This is a genomic window from Malikia granosa (genome assembly GCF_002980595.1).
GTDB classification, from domain to species: domain Bacteria; phylum Pseudomonadota; class Gammaproteobacteria; order Burkholderiales; family Burkholderiaceae_C; genus Malikia; species Malikia granosa.
This window is the reverse complement of the sequence record NZ_PVLQ01000071.1, coordinates 1-11204: the sequence shown is the minus strand read 5'-3', so window position 1 is coordinate 11204 and position 11204 is coordinate 1. Positions and strand designations below refer to the sequence as shown.

The 11204-nt window shown below is 65.1% G+C and carries 13 protein-coding genes; 4 read left to right on the top strand and 9 right to left on the bottom strand.

Annotation, left to right across the window (positions count from 1 at the left end; all coding sequences use genetic code 11):
• Positions 1–166: SDR family NAD(P)-dependent oxidoreductase (locus C6P64_RS14750; protein WP_211296860.1), on the bottom strand; the 166-nt coding region annotated here is incomplete at its 3' end.
• A 1150-nt stretch (positions 167–1316) separates the two neighbouring features.
• Here C6P64_RS14750 and C6P64_RS14745 point away from each other — a divergent pair.
• The 4 genes from C6P64_RS14745 (at position 1317) to C6P64_RS14730 (ending at position 4424) form a co-directional block, all read left to right on the top strand.
• Positions 1317–2723, top strand: a complete 1407-nt coding sequence (locus C6P64_RS14745; protein ID WP_105749316.1) for a Fic family protein — start codon at positions 1317–1319, stop codon at positions 2721–2723.
• A gap of 51 nt (positions 2724–2774) precedes the next feature.
• On the top strand, positions 2775–3071 hold the full coding sequence (locus C6P64_RS14740) for a 2Fe-2S iron-sulfur cluster-binding protein (RefSeq protein ID WP_105749315.1): 297 nt from the start codon (positions 2775–2777) through the stop codon (positions 3069–3071).
• Positions 3072–3107: 36 nt separating this feature from the next.
• The gene (locus C6P64_RS14735; RefSeq protein WP_105749314.1) at positions 3108–3356 is read left to right on the top strand and encodes a DUF1653 domain-containing protein; all 249 of its coding nucleotides are present in this window, start codon (positions 3108–3110) and stop codon (positions 3354–3356) included.
• Between the two features lie 156 nt (positions 3357–3512).
• A complete protein-coding gene (locus tag C6P64_RS14730; protein WP_105749313.1) occupies positions 3513–4424 on the top strand; it encodes a bifunctional GNAT family N-acetyltransferase/nucleoside diphosphate kinase regulator in 912 nt (303 codons plus the stop codon).
• A 326-nt stretch (positions 4425–4750) separates the two neighbouring features.
• Here the strand turns inward: C6P64_RS14730 and C6P64_RS14725 are convergent, their stop codons facing one another.
• The 8 genes from C6P64_RS14725 to C6P64_RS14690 all read right to left on the bottom strand — a co-directional run bounded on the left by C6P64_RS14725 (position 4751) and on the right by C6P64_RS14690 (position 11082).
• A complete protein-coding gene (locus C6P64_RS14725) occupies positions 4751–4996 on the bottom strand; it encodes a hypothetical protein (RefSeq protein ID WP_105749312.1) in 246 nt (81 codons plus the stop codon).
• Between the two features lie 112 nt (positions 4997–5108).
• Entirely contained in the window at positions 5109–5768 is a 660-nt protein-coding gene (locus C6P64_RS14720) for a cupin domain-containing protein (RefSeq protein WP_105749311.1), read from the bottom strand.
• Between the two features lie 81 nt (positions 5769–5849).
• Positions 5850–6395: a pyridoxamine 5'-phosphate oxidase family protein gene (locus tag C6P64_RS14715; protein WP_105749317.1), complete on the bottom strand. Its 546-nt coding sequence runs from the start codon at positions 6393–6395 to the stop codon at positions 5850–5852.
• A gap of 5 nt (positions 6396–6400) precedes the next feature.
• A complete protein-coding gene (locus C6P64_RS14710) occupies positions 6401–6601 on the bottom strand; it encodes a hypothetical protein (RefSeq protein ID WP_105749310.1) in 201 nt (66 codons plus the stop codon).
• Positions 6602–6864: 263 nt separating this feature from the next.
• Complete coding sequence (locus C6P64_RS14705) at positions 6865–7893, bottom strand: Gfo/Idh/MocA family oxidoreductase (protein WP_105749309.1); 1029 nt, start codon at positions 7891–7893, stop codon at positions 6865–6867.
• 15 nt (positions 7894–7908) lie between these two features.
• On the bottom strand, positions 7909–8904 hold the full coding sequence (gene iolG, locus C6P64_RS14700) for an inositol 2-dehydrogenase (protein WP_105749308.1): 996 nt from the start codon (positions 8902–8904) through the stop codon (positions 7909–7911).
• Positions 8905–9045: 141 nt separating this feature from the next.
• Positions 9046–9918, bottom strand: a complete 873-nt coding sequence (locus C6P64_RS14695) for a MurR/RpiR family transcriptional regulator (protein WP_105749307.1) — start codon at positions 9916–9918, stop codon at positions 9046–9048.
• Positions 9919–10029: 111 nt separating this feature from the next.
• Positions 10030–11082: a LacI family DNA-binding transcriptional regulator gene (locus tag C6P64_RS14690; RefSeq protein WP_105749306.1), complete on the bottom strand. Its 1053-nt coding sequence runs from the start codon at positions 11080–11082 to the stop codon at positions 10030–10032.
• Positions 11083–11204 lie beyond the last annotated feature (122 nt).

The following is an 11204-nucleotide window of genomic DNA, read 5'->3' as shown; positions in this document are numbered from 1 at the left end:
GACACCTTGAAATCACTCCTGCAGAGACTTCGGCCAAGGCAACCGCGCCGACTTCTGCTCGGCGACCGCTCATGACGACGTTAACGCCTTGCGCGACGAGCTTGAGGGCGACAGCTTTACCGATGCCGGTGGCACCGCCGGTAATAAGGGCGACTTGTTTGGACATTGCAAACTCCTTGAGAGGGTTAAACATACAGTTGGCACTTTGGAAGTGCATGCAAGGAGTGTAGGTGTAACCCCCTGACAACCATATGCAGAACGCGCCACCCTGCTAACAGAATACGCCAATATTAGTGTGTGACCAGTACGTGATGTCGTTCACCGCTATCACACCACCCATCAGTAAAGAAAAAGTCAGCGTCCTAACCGTAATCGACCGGTTACTGATGAAGGCTGACCTTCAATCGACCGGAGCACCAACGTCCGGATAGGGTCGGATGCTGCCGGCCGCTGCGTCCCTCTGTATAACCGCTCCCAGCCTGAACCTGCCCTTACGCTTCAGCCCTTGGATGACGGGTCATGCTCGCTGCAGCCTAGGAGGATCGCGAGATATTCGTTTTGCGGCCTGAGCCGCCCAGCGGGCCGGATGGAAGGTTGCGTCGGGCTTCGAACTCCTTCCCTGGGCGCTTGTTGGCGGCGACCCACCCACGTGTGTCGCGCCCAAGGCGAGCAGCGTCCTTTTCCGTACGACCTGCGTCACTGGGAGAGTGCTTCTCCGCGAGCGGGTCGGCACGCTTGTACGGCTTTGACATGAAAGGCTCCTGAAGGCCGCCGAGACTTGGCGCTGTCGCATTATCGAGGCTAAAACGAGGCGTCGTGTGGCGGATAGAGGCTCCCTACACGAAGTTGGTTCTAGACGTCCAATCGGCATTGTGCGCCCAGCCAGTACGGCCGAGAACCGTTCCCGGCCATCAGCAGGCGGTTGCCCTGCGCCCAAAAGCTCCGGTTAAGGCCAGACCCTGGAGGACAGCTTTGCGGTGACGAGTCTGAGCGTCTGGTCGGCTCGAATCGGCCAGAACCTGTCCTTGCGCTTCAGCCCCTGTATGACAGGTCATGGCCGCTACCGGTCAGCCAACCGATCCGAGCCGACGACTCCTTCCGCTGCAAAGCGGTCTGTCACAGGGCACCTCTCACCGCTGATACAGGTCCACTCCACCCGATCCAGAGCCAGTAGGCAGTTCAGCGAGGTGACCCATGTGTCCGGGAAGTGATGTGCATGATGCACGTGGAGCGACACATTGCGCGACATAATAGTGTCGTGATTGTCGCTCCTGCACGACATGGCACGACACATTCACTACTAGGAAGACGAGCCGATGCCGCGCACCACACCTCTTGAAGAACTCAAGCTGATCGAAGCCATCGTCGCGGCTCACGGCCGCGGCATCGGCATTGCCGACATCGAAGCGGAGATCGAGCGGCGCCAGGGCGAGAAGCCCAACCGTCGCACGCTGCAACGCCGCCTGCACAAGCTCATCGAAGCGCAGCGGCTGACCACGGAGGGCGAAAGCATCGCCCTGGTCTACAAGCCGGCCACCGGCTCACTGCCTGATGCTGGTGCCAAGGCAGCAGCGAAAACCGACGGCATCGCGACAGCCGAGCTCTATGTTCCCGTCTCGCCGGAAGGGGCCACGATTCGCGATCAGGTCAGGCAGTCACTGATGTATCGCAAGCCGGTGGGATACCAGCGCGAATTCCTGGAGGCCTACCAGCCCGGGATCACGTTCTACCTGCCTGATTCGCTGCGGCGTCAGCTGCACGAGATGGGATGGACCTTCGAGTCCGAACGACCAGCGGGCACCTATGCGCGCGACATCCTGGGCCGGCTGCTGGTGGATCTGTCATGGGCATCATCGAAACTGGAAGGCAACACCTACAGCCGGCTCGACACCCAGAACCTGATCGAGCTGGGCCAGGTCGCCCAAGGCAAGGACGCCATCGAGACCCAGATGATCCTAAACCACAAGGCGGCCATCGAGATGCTGATCGAGGATGCCGACGAGGTGGGCTTCGATGCCTTCACCTTCAAGAACCTGCATGCCGTGCTGTCCCAGGACCTGATGCGCGATCCAGGGGCCAGCGGTAGGTTGCGCCGGCGGCCGGTGGACATCTCGGGCACCGTGTTCCATCCGCTGGCCATGCCACAGCTCATCGAGGACTGTTTCGAGCTGCTGCTGGACAAGGCGGCCGCCATTCCCGACCCGTTCGAGCAGGCCTTCTTCCTGATGGTGCAGCTGCCCTATCTGCAGCCGTTCGAGGACGTGAACAAGCGCGTCTCGCGCATCGGCGCGAACATTTCGCTGATCCAGCAGAACCTGTGTCCCTTGTCCTTCATCGACGTGCCGGAGCGCGCCTATGTCGAGGGCACGCTGGGCGTGTACGAGCTGAACCAGATCGAGTTGCTGCGCGATGTGTTCGTCTGGGCCTATGAGCGCTCCTGCCAGCGCTATCTGGCTATCACGCAGACCATGGTCGAGCCCGACCCATTGAAGATCAAGTACCGGGAGGCCCTGATCCAGGCGGTCCAGGCGGTGGTCAAGGGACTGCGGCAACCCAGTCAGTCCGTCATCGCGGAACTGGCGCGGGAGCACGCAGCAGCGGCTGACCAGCTCGCCTTCTTGGAAATGCTCGAAACTGCGCTGCAGCTGTTGCATGAAGGCAGCATCGCCCGCTACCGGCTCAGGCGTTCGGAGTACCTGGCCTGGCAGCAGGCCCAGGCCTGATCGGGGCATCAACTCGCCGTGCTGCAGACGTCGTCAAAGTCAGACCAAGCCATGACCACTGAATCCAACCAGCAGCCAGCGGTCTTCAAGGGCCTGCTGCAAGAGACCGGCTCAGCCTTTGCTGCCCCCGCAGACCAGCGCCTGTTTGCCTCGATGCGTCAGGCCGGCATCGACTGGCCGGTGTCGTGCCGCAACGGGACTTGCCGCACCTGCATCGGGCAGCTGCTTGAAGGGCAGGTGGCGTACGACATCCCCTGGCCCGGGCTCAGCCTGGAAGAGAAGCGCGACGGCTACTGCCTGCCCTGCATCGCCAGGCCCCTGGGCGACCTGGTGATCCAGCGGGCGTGATCCAAAGCAGATCCTGGGCGTCGGTACACTCACTGCATGATTTTCCAAGCTCCTGGTGCCGGCCAATTCAAGCCCGGCACGCGCCTGCGCCACTACAAGGGCGGCCTCTACGTCGTGGTCGGCACCTGTCTGATCGAAGCCACCCTCAAGCCCGGCATCCTGTATCAGCCGCAGCAGGGCGACATGCAGCATGTCACCTGGATGCGTCCCATCTCGGATTTCCAGGAGACAGTCGTGACTGCGGATGGCAAGGTGCCGCGGTTCGTGATCCTCGATCCCGCTTGAGACCGGGCTTGTCGCAAAACATCCCGCATCTCGATCGCAGCCAGGCCTGAGGGCGGTGCTGCAGGCACGGGTGGCCTAGAATAAGGACTTCAGCGAAAGAACCGTCGTGGCCGCGGCCATGGAAGGCTTTCATTCTTGCAGCCAAATGTGGTGAAGATGACTAGGCCTTTCATTTCCCTGTGCCCCGAGATCACTCGGGCAGATGCGCTCAATCTCATGGACTGGTTGGAGGACGAGTGCGTCACCCGCTACCTGAGCGATTCGCGCCATGTCTCACGCTTCATCGAGCAGGTGGTCGGACGGGTCCAGCTACCGATCCTGACCCATCTTTTCAACCAGGGCGGCCGGTTCTTCATGGCCTACGACCGGCATGATGTGCCCGTGGGCTTCGTTCGTCTCGTCAAGACAGGTACGAACTGCGAGATGGTCCTGGTCATCGGCAAGCGCGACAACTGGGGGCGCAAGCTCGGCGCCAGCACCATCCGCGAAGGGATGAAGCTCGCGTTCTTTGACATGCGGGCCGAGAAGCTGATCGCCAAGATCCATGCGGACAACGCCCGTTCGCTGAAGGCGTTCGAGCACTGCGGCTTCCTGCTGGAAAGCCAGACGCCTGCCCTGCAGTCATTTGCCATGAGCTCGGAGCGTTATCTCCGCCTCTTGCGCGAAAACCCTGCCGATCACGCCACCGACATCCACATCACCGAGATCGACAAGGCGCGGCTCAGGAGCCTGCTCGCGTTCGAGCAGGCCTCGGAGGTGTTCAAGCTCGAGCACGAGATCGAGCGCGCCATCGTCGTCGATTCGCACCAGGTGGCGCAGGATGTCGTCACGATGAATTCCAGGGCCCTGGTGCAGCTGGACGACGAGGAAATGGAAGTGGCGCTGGTCTACCCGGAGGAAGCGGATGACCGTGCCGGCAAGCTCTCGGTCTGCTCCGACATTGGCACCGCGATTCTGGGTTACAAGGAAGGCGATGCCTTCGACTGGCGCATGACGAACCGGACCCGCCATGTCCGGATTGGGAAAGTGCTTTACCAGCCGGAAGCCGCGGGCGATTTCCACCTCTAGCGTTGCACGCGACACCACGGCCGCCACTCGCGCATGAGTGCGCGGTGCTGAGCCGGCGCCCAAGCTGACTTTCATCGATGCCAATGTAGCGCTGTCATGCTCACAGAAACCAACCCACAGCTAGCAGTCTTCCAGGGTCTGGTGCAAGAGACCGGCGCAGCCTTTGCAGCCTGGCCGGTTGTGCGCGGCAGCGCGAACGCAGCATCTCCTCTACCACGCTCTGGAGCAGGCGTGCCGGACTGCCGAAGAAGCCGAACAAGCCTGCGCTGCCGCCCGGCAGCGACGCATCGTGGATTTCACCCAATGGACCGCAGGCACTGCGCGCTTCAGGTCACCGTGGCTTGCCAGGTCTGCGCCAAGCTCGCCGGCAGCGCCGGGGTGAAGGCGATCCGCTCCACGATCAGGCGTGGCGGCAGCGCGTCGATCAGCGAGCCCATGCCACCGAGCAACCGCATCGAGGGTGGCGAGTTCACGTAGCCCGGCATCCGTACCGGGAACGCGTGGAGCGAGCGCTCGAGCACCATGTCACCGTTATCGTGCTGCTCAAAGCGCTCCAGTCCCAGTTGCTGCACCAGCCGGTCCAGCTGGTGTTGCTAGCCGGGCCAGAACCAGGAGGAGCCGCGTACAGGCCACTGAGGCCACCACCGACGATCAGGATGTCTGCATCCCGCATGGCTGTGCCGCTCATGCCACGCCGGGCAGGTGACCGGTCTTCAGATAGAGGGTGACGCCCTGCGGTCCCGCGGTAATACCGGGATAGCGACCCGCGGGCAGGCGCAGCCAGCTGCCGCACTCGTAGCTGCTGGCGCCGTCCCGCAAGGCGCCATCGAGCACCAGCAGCTCGGCGCTGGGCACCGCCTCGGAAAACAGCACATCACCGGCTGGCAGGCGCTGCAGGCTGACCTGCTCGGTCGGGTCCGAGAACAGCGGGCAGACCTCGCGCCCATCCGAGCGCAGCCAGGCGGACGTGACGCGGGTGTCAATGCGGACCCGCCGGGTTTCGCCAGCCGGCATCTGCCAGAGCTTGACGAAGATGGTGGCGCCCGGGCCACTGCAAGGCTGGTGGCTGGAGCCCGGCGGATTGCGCAGATACCAGCCGGCGGGGTAATGCTGGTCGCCTTCCGAGAAGGTGCCCGACAGCACCAGGACCTCCTCGCCACCCGGGTGGAAGTGGGGCGGGAACTTCGAGTCCGGCGCATAGCGCACGATGCTGGTGGCGCGGGCCTTTTCTCCGCCGAGGCGGTCCAGCATGACCCGCTCCACTCCAGGCTGTGGCGACGCCACCCACTGGTAGTCGGCTGGTCTGACGCTGGCTCGGGACGAGAAATCTGGATTGACAAACATGAGAAGTGATGCGAACAGGGAGTAGGGCGGGAACAAGGGCGCTGAATGCCAGGCTTGCCCAGGCAACGGCCCTGTCTGGACTCAAGGAACCAGCCACTGGCCAGCCCAGTCGTTCTCGCGGGTGAATTGCGCGCGTCGATGGTCGGCGCCCAGATGCAGCAGGTCCAGTGTCTGGATATCCAACTGCAGCACGGCAAATACCGCCGGGTCGGGGGCATGGTCGTAGGCCAGGGCAGCGGGAATGGGATGACCCGGGGCCCGGCTGCTGCTGTAGGCGGTGCGCGAGCGCTCGGGAACCCTGGCCCAGGTGTCCGCGACATCGGTGCCGGAGGCCACTTTCACATCGACTTGCAGCCGGATCTGCAGCCAGGACCCGCTGTCCCAGACATGCAGCGCGGCAACCGGCTTCGCCATCAGGTCGGCGATCTTGGACGAATGCAGGTTGGTGTGGATCTCGAGCCGGCCCAGCGACCGGTCCGCGGCACGCAGCACCACGGTGCGCGCCTTGGGCATGCCGTCCGGGCTGACCGTTGCCAGGGTAGGGTGTCGTGCGGGGGCATGGCGGTCGTGCAGGGTGCCGAGTTCCCGGGCCCAGGGGTGGGGGTCGAGCGGGTCGCTGAGCGCCATCGCGATCACTTCGTCGACCGGCGCGGCATCAGGCCTGCCCGCTCATCATCATTGCCCGGCTTCAGTTTCACGTCCTGGCCCTGGCCATCACTCCCAGCTGTGGCCGGAAAACACATGCGCGTGCCGTCCCAGCGCTGGCCGCACCAGCAATAACCGTGGGAATTGATGATGCAGGTGCCGGTGCCACAGCAACGCGTGTCTTCCATGATCCGAGCCTTGAGAATTGAATTCGGCCAAGGTTAAGGCAACAGCGATGGCCAGGGTGCGGCATGGGGCATGTGCGACGAGCCGGCTGGCGCCGCCATGTTGATCACCCAGTCCGATCGTTGCAGCAGCAGATCGCGTCGAGTTCATACGTATGAACTCGGCGCGTGAGCTTGCCAGGACGGGCAGGGGATCTCGATGCCAGGCCACCTGGCTGCGCGCGGGGCGGGCTTGCCCTCCGTCCTGCGCGCGCCTGTCGATCCAGTCAGGACTTGATCTCGACTGGCTGTCCGCTGCGCAGCGAGGCGGTGATGGCCTGGCCGATGCGGGTCGCCTCGGTCGCGTCCGACAGCGTCAGCGGTGGCGCGATCTCGCCGCGGCAGGCCGCGACGAAGGCCTCCATCTCGATCCGGAAGGCATCGGCAAAGCGGGCGAAGAAGTCGGGCAGCGCAGCATGCTGCACGCCGGCCGCAGTGCGGAACTCGGTGCGGTCGGCATGCGCGCCATGGCCGATCTGAACCGTGCCGGCGCTGCCTATGACCTCGGTCGTGGTCTCATGGCCGTGCGGCATGGTGCGGCTGGCATAGAACACGGCGCGCTGGCCGCCCTCGAACTCGACGATGGCCAGGCCGTTGTCTACATCGCCGCAGTCGGCCAGCCCTGGGTGGAGCGCGATCGTGCCGCTGGCGAAGGCACGCAAGGCCTTGGGGTTGCCGAGCATCCAGCGCGCCAGGTCGATGTCGTGCACGCTGCAGTCCATGAAGATGCCGCCCGAGCTGGGCGCAAAGCGCACGAAGAAGCCCTCGGGGTCGTTCTGGTCGCAGGTCTGCGAGCGCACCAGGAAGGGCCTGCCGAGCTGGCCGGCGTCTATCGCGGCCTTGGCGCGCGCATAGCTGGGATCGAAGCGGCGCACGAAGCCGACCATGGCCACCCGGTCGGGATGTTCGCGCGCGACGGCCTCGACCGCTTCGCAAGTGGCGACGTCGAGCGAGAGCGGCTTCTCGACGAAGACATGCTTGCCAGCGCGCAGCGCCGCGCTAGCCTGGTCGGCATGCAAGGTGGTCGGCGTGACCAGCACGACGGCGTCTATCTCGGGGTCGGCCAGCAGGTCGGCGTAGTCGGCATGGCAACGCCGGACGCCGAGCTCGGTCCGGGCCCATTCGAGTTCGGCAGGCACTGGGCTGCAGGCGGCGCTCAGAACCGCGCCGGGCGTGTGGCGGGCCAATTGTTCGGCGTGGCGCTTGCCTAGCCGGCCCAAACCGGCGATGCCCACGCGCAGAGAACTGTTGGACATGATGGTCTGCCCCGATCAGAACAGCACGGGCTGGCAGCTCTGCGCGCTCAGCGTCGCCGCGTCGGCAAGCTGCTGGGCCTTGACGCCATCCTCGACCGTGGTCTTGAACGGCTTGCCCGACTGCAGGCAGTCGAAGAAATGCTCGATCTCGAGCCGATAAGCGGCGGCGTAGCGCTGCAGGAAGAAGGCCTCGGGCTTGTCGGCGCGCACGCCATTGGCATCCCACTGCAAGACCTCGGTCGGCTTGTGGTTGCCGCATTGCAGCAGGCCTTGCGAGCCCAGCAGCTCGAAGCGCTGGTCGTAGCCATAGGCGGCACGGCGGCTGGTGTTGATCTGGCACAGCCGGCCCTGACGGGTCTTGATCGTGACGGCGGTGCTGTCCCAGTCGCCGGCCGCGCCGACGGCCGGATCGGCCAGCACCGAGCCGGTGGCGCTGAGCCAGGCGGCCTCGTCGCCGTCGGCGCACAGGATCCAGCGGAACACGTCGAGATCGTGGATCAGCATGTCGCGGAAGATGCCGCCCGACTGCTTGATGTAGTCGACCGGCGGCGCGCCCGGATCGCGGCTGGTGATGACCAGCATCTCGGGCTGGCCGATCTCGCCGGCATCCAGGCGGCGACGCGCCTCGTTGAAGGTCGGATCGAAGCGGCGCTGGAAGCCGATCATGCAGGCCACGCCCGCCTCGGCCACGGTCCGGGCCACGGCCTCGGCGCGCGGCACCGACAGGTCGACCGGCTTCTCGCAGAAGATGTGCTTGCCGGCCTGGGCGGCGCGCGCGATCAGGTCGCTGTGGGTGCTGGTGGGCGAGCAGATCGCCACCGCGTCGATGCTGGCATCGGCGAACACGGCGTCGATGTCCGAGACCTGGGCGCCGAGTTGCTGGGCCAGGTCGGCGGCAGCGGCGGGGACGGCGTCGCAGACGTACTTGAGCTGGACGCCGGGCAGGGCGGCGAGGTTGGAAGCATGGATGCGGCCGATGCGACCGGCACCGAACACGGCTACGTTTTTCATGGGATTTCCTGTGTCTCCGAAGATCTGATGTGGCGCTTGCGCGCCTGCTGGAGACTATAAGGACTTTTCCATGAAATGGAAAGAAATTTCCATTTTGTAACCTGTAAAAAATTGGTTTCGATATGGCCGAGGCGATGGACCTCAGCCGGTCGATTTCGGCGAGGTCGGCCGGTAGGGCAGCTCCAGCGCGTAGGCCAGCGCGATGAACAGGCTCTGGGCCAGGCCCATGGTGCTGGTCAGCGCGCGAAAGCCGAAGGTGGAGTTGTCCTGCACCAGCAGCGCGGACTCGGCCACCTTGGCCAGCGGGCTCATGCGGCTGTCGGTGATCGCGATCAGCCGGGCGCCACGCTCGACGGCCAGCTCGACGGCCGCCAGCGTTTCCTCGGCATAGGGGGCAAAGGAGATCGCCAGCATCACGTCGCCCGGGCGCACCGAGCGCATCTGCCCCAGGTGCATGCTGCCCAGTCCCGACATCAGGCCGACCCGCTTGTCGGTGTGCTGCAGCGCGTAGTCGAGGTAGACCGCGACCGGAAAGGAGCGGCGCGAGGCCGCGATCCAGATGCAGTCGGTCTCGCGCAGCATGTCGACCGCCTGCTTGAAGGCGTCTTCGTCCAGGCTGGCCTCGAGCTCGTGCATGCCGGCCTGGCTGCCAGCCAGGAATTCGCGCGCGATCTCGACGCTGGAGAGGCTGCCCGAGCCCGACTCGATGATGTCGCGGATGCGGGCGCGGTAGTTGCGCCCAGGCGCGAGCTGGCGCGTCAATCCCTCGCGGAAGAGGGCCTGCATCTCGGAAAACCCCGAGAAGCCGAAATACTTGGCGAAGCGCACCACGGCCGAGGGCTGGACCTGGCACTGGGCCGCCACCTGCTGGATGCCCTCGAGCCCGATATGGTCGCGGTGCTGCTCCACGTACTTGGCAATGACCTTGAGCTGCTTGCTCAGTGCGTCGTACTCGGCCGTGATGCGTGCAATGAACTGGTCCACGCTGGTCTGCTTGTCTGGGGTCGATGCCATGCTCGTCTTTGGAAAAGTCTTTCCTTGGCTATTCTGATTGAAAAACCAGTTCCTGTTGCCCCGGGCATTCCCGCAACCCGCTGCCAGGCTGACACAGCAGGTGCGGGCGACTCAGCCCAGGTAGGGCTGCTGGCCCATGTTCTCGGCGAAGTAGAGCCGGAACTCGCCAGGCCGCTCCGGCATTGCGGTCGATGGCGCCAGGCCCAGCGCCGCCACCACGTTCTGCAGCGCGCGGATGGCCTGGGTGTCGGGGTCCTGGTCGATCACGACGTCGAGCATGCCCTGTGCCAGGTACTGGCGGTGGTCATCCGAGATCTCGTGCGTGACCCAGCAGACCTTCTCGCTGGCAAAGCGCTGCAGCGCCGCCATGATGCCGGGCGAGCCGGCACCGGTGTTGTAGAGCCCCACCACCGGACCGTTTTCCTGCAGAGCCTGCTGCATCGCCCAGTAGCACTTGTCGGCGTCGTCATGGGTCTCGGTCACGTCGAGGTCGCAGCTCAGGTGCGGGAACTGCTGCGCCAGTACCTCGCGGCAGCCGCTGCTGCGCTCGATATGGCCCAGGTAGTCGCGCCGGCTCGAGAGGATCAGCACCCGTCCTGCGCGGTGGCACAGGCGTCCCAGCAGGTAGCCGGCCGTGCGCCCGGCGGCATGGTTGTCGATGCCGACATAGTCGGCCTGCGGCACCTGGTCGACCCGGGTCACCACCATGGTCACATGCTCGCCGCGCTCCCTGGCCTGCTGCAGCGCCTGGCGCACGGCGGGCGTGTCGGGCGCCGCGACGATCAGCGCCTGGCGCCGGTAGCGTCTCGGGCCGATGGCGCGCACCAGCGCCGCCTCGTCCTGCTCGGGCGTCCAGAGGCGGTGCACCACCAGCCGCTTGTCCAGCATCGCGATGCCGCGCTGCAGGGCCAGGTTCAGGCGCTGGAAGAAGGGCGTGCGGTTGTCGGGCAGCACGATGTCGATGTGCAGCAGGCCGTGGCGGGTCTCGGGCAGCAGGCGCGGCACGCCGAGCTCGCGCGCGGCCTGCACCACCTTCTCGCGCGTCTTGACCGACGCGGTGTCGCGCTCGTTGAGCACACGGTCGACGGTGGAGATGCTGACGCCGGCCAGGGCGGCGATTTCCTCGAAGCGGGCGGTCTTCTTGCGGCGATTGGGGTTAACCATGGTTTGACGATTTTTCGTCAATTATCCCACCGGCTTTTGCCTCGGCGACTCCTACAGTGGCGTCAGCCGCGTGGCAAGTCACGGCGGCGAAGAGACGACAAGGAGACAAGATGAAGATAGCG

Bases quoted from the DNA above. Each gene is read 5' to 3' on its own strand.
- C6P64_RS14745 (WP_105749316.1), top strand. From the start codon at position 1,317: ATGCCGCGCACCACACCTCTTGAAGAACTCAAGCTGATCGAAGCCATC.
- C6P64_RS14740 (WP_105749315.1), top strand. From the start codon at position 2,775: ATGACCACTGAATCCAACCAGCAGCCAGCGGTCTTCAAGGGCCTGCTG.
- C6P64_RS14735 (WP_105749314.1), top strand. From the start codon at position 3,108: ATGATTTTCCAAGCTCCTGGTGCCGGCCAATTCAAGCCCGGCACGCGC.
- C6P64_RS14730 (WP_105749313.1), top strand. From the start codon at position 3,513: ATGACTAGGCCTTTCATTTCCCTGTGCCCCGAGATCACTCGGGCAGAT.
- C6P64_RS14720 (WP_105749311.1), bottom strand. From the start codon at position 5,768: ATGTTTGTCAATCCAGATTTCTCGTCCCGAGCCAGCGTCAGACCAGCC.
- C6P64_RS14715 (WP_105749317.1), bottom strand. From the start codon at position 6,395: ATGGCGCTCAGCGACCCGCTCGACCCCCACCCCTGGGCCCGGGAACTC.
- C6P64_RS14710 (WP_105749310.1), bottom strand. From the start codon at position 6,601: ATGGAAGACACGCGTTGCTGTGGCACCGGCACCTGCATCATCAATTCC.
- C6P64_RS14705 (WP_105749309.1), bottom strand. From the start codon at position 7,893: ATGTCCAACAGTTCTCTGCGCGTGGGCATCGCCGGTTTGGGCCGGCTA.
- iolG (WP_105749308.1), bottom strand. From the start codon at position 8,904: ATGAAAAACGTAGCCGTGTTCGGTGCCGGTCGCATCGGCCGCATCCAT.
- C6P64_RS14695 (WP_105749307.1), bottom strand. From the start codon at position 9,918: ATGGCATCGACCCCAGACAAGCAGACCAGCGTGGACCAGTTCATTGCA.
- C6P64_RS14690 (WP_105749306.1), bottom strand. From the start codon at position 11,082: ATGGTTAACCCCAATCGCCGCAAGAAGACCGCCCGCTTCGAGGAAATC.